We start from the raw sequence: 1,364 nt of genomic DNA, 5'->3' as shown, positions 1-1,364 counted from the left end.
TTGCGATCCGCGGTCGGAATGATGAATGCAGCCCTTGGGCTGGCTGCGACCGCGAACCGCCGCCTTCAACGCGGCAACGGCAATACGGGCATCCATCGACCGACTGATTGCATAGCCGATAACCTTGCGCGACCAGGCGTCGAGGATGGCGGCCAGGTAGACGAAGCTGCCAGGAATGGCGACGTAGGTCAGGTCTGCGACCCACAGCTGGTTCGGGCCATCGGGCACGACATCCTTGACCAGGTCCGGGTAGATCGGCCCGCCGTGGCCGCTGTCGGTGGTCACGACATAACGTCGCCGTCGCTTGGGCTGAAGTTCGTGCTCGCGCATCAGGCGCCGCAGCTTCTTGCCATTTACCACGATGCCCTGGTGCCGCAGCGCGGCCCCCACACGACGATAGCCATAGCACTCGAACTCGTCGCAGATCGCACCGATCCGGGCGAGGACCTCGTCTGCATCCAGCGTCGCAGGCGAAGGATCATAGAAGGTGGAGCGCGGGAGGCCCATTATCGCGCACCCTCGGCTGATGGAGAGGCCACGGGGCCGGTGACGACGGAGGTGCTCGCGCTTCTCGGCCGGGGAGCATGCTTCAAAGCCCCCTTTAGCAGCTCGATCTCCAGCGCCTGCCGCCCGACCATCCGCTCGAGCGCCGCGATCCTGGCCTCGTATTCCTGCAGGAGATCCGCTGCCTGCACGTCGCCATCGAGCGCGCCTGCCTCGAACTTACCGACCCAGATCCGGATCAACTGCCGCGAGATGTCGTGCCGCTGCGCCAGGGCGTGCAGCGTCTCCCCCGCGATGCACTCCTCAGCAACCTGCCGCTTGAACGCGGCGCTGGCGACCGATGCTTCGTCATGACTTCCATCCTCCGGAAGCCCGACCAGGAGGGTCAATTCAAATCGCCCATCCTGTCCACCCGCAGGGGCGCACTCCATTGGACTGGTCATCCCCTGTCCGCAGCAGCCACACCCACCCGTCCCGCATGGCAATTTCACCCGCGCTGCGGAGGTCGGCGGCGGCGCGGCGGAACACCCGCTCGCGGTCCTTGTCGCTCTCGGCCATGGAAAGGCGGCGGGCCTCGCACTCCGCCCGCCACATGCCCTCCCGCACCCCCTTGGCCTTGAGGGGCATCAGCTCGCCCGGCGGGATCGGCTCACCCGACAAGAGGATGATGTTCGACAGCGCGGACAGCGCGGCCTTCGCGGTGGCCGGCAGCGGCTTCCGGCGCTTCGCCCCGCCCTCGGCTTCCTCCGCGATGCAGGTGGTGCGCGGGTCGCCGTCCGGGTCCGGCGGCAGGTCCACCAGCCGCAGCCGGAACAGCAGTTCGGCGCCGTCCGCGTCATCCTTCGCGGCCTCCATCTTGG

General features: G+C 67.7%; 3 protein-coding genes. All 3 read right to left on the bottom strand.

The window, feature by feature from the left end; genetic code table 11:
* Nucleotides 1–528: IS3 family transposase (locus ACFHNC_RS24645; protein ID WP_437171879.1), on the bottom strand; the 528-nt coding region annotated here is incomplete at its 3' end.
* Nucleotides 507–893, bottom strand: a complete 387-nt coding sequence (locus ACFHNC_RS24640; RefSeq protein ID WP_437171878.1) for a transposase — start codon at nucleotides 891–893, stop codon at nucleotides 507–509. The genes ACFHNC_RS24645 and ACFHNC_RS24640, both read right to left, overlap by 22 nt.
* Nucleotide 894: 1 nt before the next feature.
* A partial coding sequence (locus tag ACFHNC_RS24635; protein ID WP_437171877.1) for a hypothetical protein occupies nucleotides 895–1,364 on the bottom strand: 470 nt, incomplete at its 5' end.

The organism is Falsiroseomonas sp. E2-1-a4 (assembly GCF_051433165.1).
Classification (GTDB): domain Bacteria; phylum Pseudomonadota; class Alphaproteobacteria; order Acetobacterales; family Acetobacteraceae; genus Falsiroseomonas.
The sequence above is the reverse complement of the archived record's forward strand: the minus strand, read 5'-3'. Positions and strand labels throughout refer to the sequence as shown.